The organism is Streptomyces sp. NPDC111606 (genome assembly GCF_055656945.1).
In genome coordinates, this window is the sequence record NZ_JBVKBY010000011.1 from 388787 (window position 1) to 395532 (window position 6746).

At 70.3% G+C, this 6746-nt stretch carries 4 protein-coding genes; 2 read left to right on the forward strand and 2 right to left on the reverse strand.

The annotated features are described in order from the left end of the window. Window positions 1-53: 53 nt before the first annotated feature. Entirely contained in the window at window positions 54-1295 is a 1242-nt protein-coding gene (locus tag ACZ7M7_RS34665) for a L,D-transpeptidase (protein ID WP_383607540.1), read from the reverse strand. A 170-nt stretch (window positions 1296-1465) separates the two neighbouring features. Next, complete coding sequence (locus ACZ7M7_RS34670; RefSeq protein WP_383628611.1) at window positions 1466-2707, reverse strand: L,D-transpeptidase; 1242 nt, start codon at window positions 2705-2707, stop codon at window positions 1466-1468. Window positions 2708-2866: 159 nt separating this feature from the next. Here ACZ7M7_RS34670 and glgX point away from each other — a divergent pair, with 159 nt between their 5' ends. Together glgX and ACZ7M7_RS34680 are read left to right on the forward strand one after the other, a co-directional pair. After that, on the forward strand, window positions 2867-5122 hold the full coding sequence (glgX, locus tag ACZ7M7_RS34675) for a glycogen debranching protein GlgX (RefSeq protein ID WP_451178883.1): 2256 nt from the start codon (window positions 2867-2869) through the stop codon (window positions 5120-5122). Window positions 5123-5211: 89 nt separating this feature from the next. Further along, window positions 5212-6639 (forward strand): sulfatase family protein, encoded by a 1428-nt coding sequence (locus tag ACZ7M7_RS34680; RefSeq protein WP_472123861.1) that lies wholly within the window; start codon window positions 5212-5214, stop codon window positions 6637-6639. Window positions 6640-6746 lie beyond the last annotated feature (107 nt).

Sequence of the window (6746 nt, forward strand, 5' to 3'; positions counted from 1 at the left end):
CGTGCACCAGGGCCGTATGTCAGCGTCGGGGCCGTAGGCCCATCACTGCGGCACTACGCCTTCCACTTCTCCCACGACATGTTCCAGCCGTTGAGGCCGTTCTCCGGAGCGACCGTCCCGTCGGCGGAGTTCTTCACGACCACCACGTCACCGATCATCGAGTGGTTGTAGAACCACGCCGCCGGGGTGCCCTTGTCCCACGCGCCCTTGACGTCGCGCAGGCCGATGCACCCGTGGCTGGCGTTGGTGTTGCCGAAGACGCCGCCGCCCCAGTAGTTGCCGTGGATGAAGGTCCCGGAGTCGGTCAGGCGGGTGGCGTGCGGGACGTCCTTGATGTCGTACTCGCCGTCGTAGCCGACCGTGTCGCCGTTCATACGGGTCTGGACGAACTTCTCGGTCATGACCATCTGACCGTTCCAGGTCTCGTACCCGGGCGCGCCGGTGGTGACGGGGATGGTCTTGACGACCTTGCCGTCCTGCGTGACCTTCATCTTCTTGGTCTTCGCGTCGACGATCGAGACCTGGTTGCGGCCGATGGTGAAGGTGACCTTCTTGTCCTGCTCGCCGTAGACGCCGTCGCGGCCCTCGACGCCGTCGAGGTTGAGGTCGACCGTGACCTTCGTGCCTTCCTTCCAGTACTTCTCGGGCCGGAAGTCGAGGCGGTCGTTGCCGAACCAGTGGCCCTCGACCTCGACGGCCGGCTCGGTCTTGATGGTGATGGCCTTCTCGACGTCCTCGGGGTTGGTGATGCCCCGGTCGAAGCGGAGGGAGAACGGCATTCCGACGCCGACCTTGGAACCGTCCTCGGGGGTGAACCGGCCGAGGAAGGTGTTCTTCGGGGTCAGGGTGGTGAAGTCGGCCTCCTTGGCGGCCTCCAGGCCGTCGGAGTCCTTGGCGACCGCGTGCACCGAGTACTTCGTGGCGGCGGCGAGGTGCGTGGACGGCGTCCAGGCGGCGCCGTCGCCGGATATCTTCCCGGCTATCGCGTTGCCCTTGGTGTCCTTGACCTCGACGTCCGTCAGCCTGCCCTTGGCCGCGGTCACCTTCAGCGCCCCGCTGGTCTCGACGGACTTGGCGCCGTCGCCCGGAGCTATGGTCACCACCGCCTGCGACTTCTTGGCCTCCGCCGTGGAGGAGTCGCCGCCCTTGCCGTCACCGGCCCCGGAGTCCGATCCGCCGCTCCCGCCGCACGCGGTGACGGCGAGCAGCAGCACTCCGGCCATCGCCGCCAGCCCCTTGCGCCCACGCCTCCCGCGCGCGTCAACCGACGCCCCCGATATCGGCCGCACGTTCAAGTCCTTCTCCCCTCCCCCGGGCCTGGTCAGGCCCGCGCCCCCGCGCATTTGCCGCGCTCATCGGCGCATATTAACCACAAGGCCAGGGCGCCGACGCCGCGCGTTTGTCACCGTTCCGTTCCAACATCGACGGACGGTCGGCCGGTCGGGCAACCGACCCCCCTGTCCTGTTACTTCACCGCACTCCCGGCCTTCCACTCCTTCCAGCCCATATTCCATCCTCCGAGGCCATTGTCGGGAGCGACCTTTTTGTCATTGCTGCGGACGACCTCGACGACGTCCCCGACCAGGCTGCGGTCGAAGAACCAGCCCGCCGGCGTCTCCGAACCGCCGCCCTTGACGTCCCTGAGCCCCACGCACCCGTGGCTGACGTTGCTCCGTCCGAAGATGGAGGCGTCCGCCCAGTAGTTGCCGTGCAGGAAGGTGCCGGAGTTGGTCAGGCGCATGGCGTGCGGGACGTCCGGGATGTCGTACTCGCCCTTGCCGTTGGCCTTCTTGAAGCCGACCGTGGCGCCGTTCATCCGGGTCAGCTCCAGCATCTCGGTGACGACCATCTTGCCGTTGTAGGTGGTGGTCTTCGGGGAGCCGGCGGTGACCGGCACGGTCGTCAGCAGCTCGCCGTCGCGCCGGACCTCCATGGTGTGCTTGGCCGCGTCGACGACGGAGACCTGGTGGCGGCCGACGGTGAAGGAGAACGTCTTGTACTGCTGCCCGTACACCCCGGGCGCCCCCTCGACGTCCCGCAGCCGCAGCGCGACGGTGACCTGGGTGCCGGGCTTCCAGTAGTGCTCGGGACGGAAGTCGAGGCGGCCCGCGCCGAACCAGTGCGGGCGGATCTCCACGGCGGGCTCGGCGGTGACCTCGATGGCGCGTTCGACGGCGGCGCGGTTCTGGATCTCGCGGTTGAAGTCCAGCGAGACGATCATTCCGGTGCCGACGGTGGAGCGGTTCTCCGGGGCGACGTATCCGATGAACCGCTCCTCGGGGACGTACGTGGTGAAGGTCGTGTGCCGTGCGCTGCGGCGTCCGTGGCCGTCGACGGCCACCGCGTCGATCGTGTATTCGGCGGCCAGCGCGAGCCTGGGGTCCTCGGGCTCCCAGCGCCGGCCGTCCCCGGAGATCCGCCCGGGCACCGGGGTGTCCTGGGCGTCCTGGGACTTGACGACCTTCACCGACTCCAGGCGTCCGCTGAGCACACGGACAAGCAGCGGGTCGTCGGGGCGTGCGCCCTTGGTCTCGTCGTCGGGCGTGACCCGGATGACGTCCTCGGGCGCCCGGGGTTTGCCCGGCGTCCGGTCCGCGCCACCGCCGTCCGAAGTACAGCCGGCAGCACCGGCCAGCAGTCCTGCCCATGTCAGTACGGCGGCCAACACGGCCCCCGCGCGCCGCGCGCGCCCTTGTACGTGCCTCACGAAGACCCCAACGACCGGGGTGGCCCTGGGGAAACGTGAGTGCGAGCCCGGCGGTGGGCAGAACAGTGGGGAGGACGACGCGATGGGGAGCCGCGGACCGGGACACCGTGGGCTCTCTTTCCCTGTGCGTGGGGTCCATGAGCCGTGGGAGGCCGACAGGTGTCGAGCGCAGCCGAGCAGGAGGCGGTGGCCGGGGCGGTCGCCGCTGAGGAGGGGCGCCCGGCCGCCGTCGTGAACGGGGCGCAGCGCAAGACCCCGGCCGTGCCGGTGTGGCCGGGCGCGCCGATGCCGCTCGGCGCCCGCTTCCGGGTCGGCCCGGACGGGGTGGCGGGCACCAACTTCGCGCTGTGGGCGGGGGGAGCCGAGGCCGTCGAGCTGTGTCTGTTCGACGCGCAGGGCAAGGAGACCCGGGCCCGGCTCACCGAGCTGACGCACGAGATCTGGCACGGCTTCGTGCCGGGTGTCATGCCGGGTCAGCGCTACGGCTACCGGGTGCACGGCCGCTGGGACCCGTGGACCGGGGGCCGCTGGAACCCGGCCAAACTGCTTCTCGACCCGTACGCCCGTGCGGTGGACGGCGACTTCAGCCTGCCGCCCGAGGTGTACGGGCATGTCCGCGACTGGCCGCAGCAGCATGTCGCCGACACCGTGCGCGACGACCGGGACTCGGCGCCGTACGTCCCGAAGGGCGTGGTCGTCCACGACGACGCCCCCGACGACGAGTGGATGGACGACCGGCGGCCGAAGACGCCGTGGGCGGACTCGGTGATCTACGAGGTGCATGTCCGGGGCTTCACCGAGCTGCATCCGGGGATACCGCAGGAGCTGCGGGGCACCTACGCCGGTCTCGCGCACCCGGCGGCCGTCGAACACCTGGTGAAGCTGGGAGTGACGGCGGTGGAGCTGCTGCCGGTGCACCAGTTCGCGCACGAGGACCATCTGCTGCGCAAGGGCCTGCGCAACTACTGGGGCTACAACTCCATCGGCTACTTCGCCCCGCACGCCGCCTACGCCGCCTCCGGCACGACCGGTCAGCAGGTCGGCGAGTTCAAGCGGATGGTGCACGCCCTGCACGCGGCCGGGATCGAGGTCATCCTCGACGTGGTCTACAACCACACCGCGGAGGCGGGCGAGCTGGGCCCGACGCTGTCGCTGAAGGGCATCGACAACCGCGGGTACTACCGGTTGCAGTCGGACGCCCGCAGGTACGCCGACTACACGGGCTGCGGCAACACACTGCACGTCGTACAGCCGCACGTACTCCGCCTCATCACCGACTCCCTGCGCTACTGGGTGACGGAGATGGGCGTGGACGGCTTCCGCTTCGACCTGGCGGCGGCGCTGGCCCGCTCCATGCACGACGTCGACATGCTCTCGCCGTTCCTCGCCGTCATCGCGCAGGATCCGGTGCTGCGCCGGGTGAAGCTGATCGCCGAGCCGTGGGACGTGGGCTCGGGCGGCTACCAGGTGGGCGCGTTCCCACCCCTGTGGACGGAGTGGAACGACCGCTACCGCAATGCCGTACGGGACTTCTGGCGGGGCGCGCTGCCGGACGTACGGGATCTGGGGTACCGCCTGTCGGGGTCGAGCGACCTGTACGCGTGGGGCGGGCGGCGGCCGTACGCCTCGGTCAACTTCGTGACGGCGCACGACGGTTTCACGCTGCGGGACATGGTGTCCTACGAGCGCAAGCACAACGAGGCGAACGGCGAGGGCAACCGGGACGGCTCGAACGACAACCGGTCCTGGAACTGCGGGGCCGAGGGCGAGACGGACGACGAGCGCGTCCGGGCGCTGCGGCGGCGGCAGTTGCGGAACCTGCTGACGACCCTGTTGCTGTCGACGGGCGTGCCGATGCTGGTCGCGGGCGACGAGCTGGGGCGGACGCAGCGGGGCAACAACAACGCCTACTGCCAGGACAACGAGATCAGCTGGCTGGACTGGGGGCTGCTGGAGGACCCGGGCTGGAAGGCCCTGTTCGATCTGACGGCCCGGCTGATCGAGCTGCGCCACCGGCATCCCGTGCTGCGCCGCCGCGCCTTCTTCTCCGGGCGGGCCCATTCGGCCGACGGCCTGCGGGACCTGGCCTGGTTCACCCTGCGCGGCGCGGAGATGACGGAACGGGACTGGTACGCCCCCGCCGCCACGCTGGGCATGTACCTCTCCGGCCGGGACATCCCGGGCCGCGACGAGCGGGGTGCGCCGATCCTCGACGACAGCTTCCTGGCCGTCCTGCACGCCGGCGACCGTCCGGTGACCTTCGTGCTGCCGGGGCCGCCGTGGGCGGAGCGGTACGAGGTGGTCGTCGACACCTCACGGGAGGAGCAGGGGGAGGCGCCGGGCGTGGAGCACCGGGCGGGGGCGGCGATCACGGTGCCGGCGCGGGCCGTGCTGCTGCTGCGGGTGCTCGCCTGAGAGAGGTTTGCCGACGTGGCGTTGCAGTCGCGTGAACTACGCGCCGGTTGCCTGGTCACGGGGCTCGGCCCGCTGATCGACTGAGAGGCATGCCCGAGATCTCCCGCCGTGCCTTCGGTGGTCTCGTCGGCGGCGGCGCCGTGACCGCCGTCGCCGCCACGACCACCGCCGCAGCAGCCGCCGATGCCGTCGAAGCCGTCCCCGCCGAGCGCCCGTTCAAGGCCCGCCGCCCCGGCGCGCCCGGCAGGCGCCCCAACATCCTGGTCATCCTCGGCGACGACCTCGGCTGGGCCGACCTGTCCTCGTACGGCGCCCCGCACATCAGGACCCCGAACCTGGACCGGCTGGCCCGGCAGGGGGTGCGGTTCACGAACGCGTACTCCGGGTCCGCGACCTGCTCGCCGACCCGGTTCAGTCTCTACACCGGGCGCTATCCGGGCCGTACGCCGGACGGGCTCGCCGAGCCGATCGCCAACAGGACGCAGGGGCTGGACCCCAACCACCCCACCCTGGCCTCGCTGCTGAAGAGGGCCGGCTACGCCACCGCGCTGATCGGCAAGTGGCACTGCGGCTGGCTGCCGGACCACAGCCCCACCAAGTCCGGGTGGGACGAGTTCTTCGGGAACTTCGGGGGCGTCCTGGAGTACTTCTCCAAGCTCGGCCAGCTGGGCACGTACGACCTCTACGAGGGCGACGCGGAGTACAAGGACCTGCGGTACTACACGATCGTGCTGACCGAGCGCGCCGTCGAGTACGTGAGCCGGGACCACGACGACACGCCGTGGCTGCTCAATCTCAACTTCACCACCCCGCACTGGCCCTGGCTCGCGGAGGGTGACGAGGACACCGCCGCCGAGATCGAGGCGAGGATCCGGGCGGCGAAGAGCCAGGCGGAGGTCAGCCGGGCGCTGAACCACTACGACGGCGGCTCGGTCGAGAAGTACGCGCAGATGGTGGAGAGCCTCGACGCGGCCGTCGGCGAGGTGCTCGACGCGCTGCGCCGGTCGGGGCAGGAGCAGAACACCGTCGTGCTGTTCGCCAGCGACAACGGTGGTGAGCGCTACTCCTACAACTGGCCGCTCAGCGGGGAGAAGTTCGTGCTGCTGGAGGGCGGCATCCGGGTTCCGTCGATCCTGCGCTGGCCCGCCCGCATCGACGGCCGGCAGGTCAGCTACGAGCCGGTCTTCTCCCCCGACTGGACGGCGACCCTGCTGGAGCTGGGCGGTGCGCGGCCCGACCCGGCGTATCCGCTGGACGGCACCAGTCTCGCGGACTACCTGCTGCGCGGCGCGGAGCTGCCGGAGCGGGACCTGTTCTGGCGGGTGCGGGCCAACCGGGCCCTGCGGCGCGGCGACTGGAAGTACTACCGGGACGACAAGGGGACCGACCACCTCTACGACCTCGGCGCCGACCAGCGGGAGCAGGCCGACCTGGCGCCCGACGAGCCGGAGCTGCTGGCGGAGCTGAAGGCATCCTGGGAGAGGATCGCCTCCGGTCTCCTCCCCTATCCGGGTTAGGACGCAACAGGCCCTAGTAGTGCTTCGTTAGGTCTTTCCGTTGGTGCTGATCAAGAGCATGTTGGTCTGGTGGATGCGCATGAAGTGAACCGATTACGGGCGGCGTT

What these genes read in the sequence shown, in the direction of transcription:
- ACZ7M7_RS34680 (WP_472123861.1), top strand. Translation starts at nt 5,212, where the DNA reads ATGCCCGAGATCTCCCGCCGTGCCTTCGGTGGTCTCGTCGGCGGCGGC.